Source organism: Paraburkholderia sp. BR10141 (assembly GCF_056155635.1).
This window is the reverse complement of the sequence record NZ_JBMIQH010000170.1, coordinates 1-233: the sequence shown is the minus strand read 5'-3', so window position 1 is coordinate 233 and position 233 is coordinate 1. Positions and strand designations below refer to the sequence as shown.

Sequence of the window (233 nt, the reverse complement as noted above, 5' to 3'; positions counted from 1 at the left end):
GCTGACGACACTGATCAAGAATCTCGTCGACAACGCGATTCGCTACACGCCAGACGGCGGACGGGTCAATCTGGCCGTCCGGGAGACAGGAACTCAGGCGCTGTTGACCGTTACCGACAACGGCCCGGGCATCGCGCCGCACGAGCGTGCTCGTGTGTTCGATCCGTTTTATCGCATTCCGGGTAACGAGCAGATCGGCTCAGGGCTCGGACTGGCAATCGTCCGGACGATTG

At 61.4% G+C, this 233-nt stretch carries 1 protein-coding gene; it reads left to right on the top strand.

Annotation, left to right across the window (positions count from 1 at the left end; genetic code table 11):
* Window positions 1-233: sensor histidine kinase (locus tag ACOJB8_RS41330; protein WP_475018037.1), on the top strand; the 233-nt coding region annotated here is incomplete at both ends.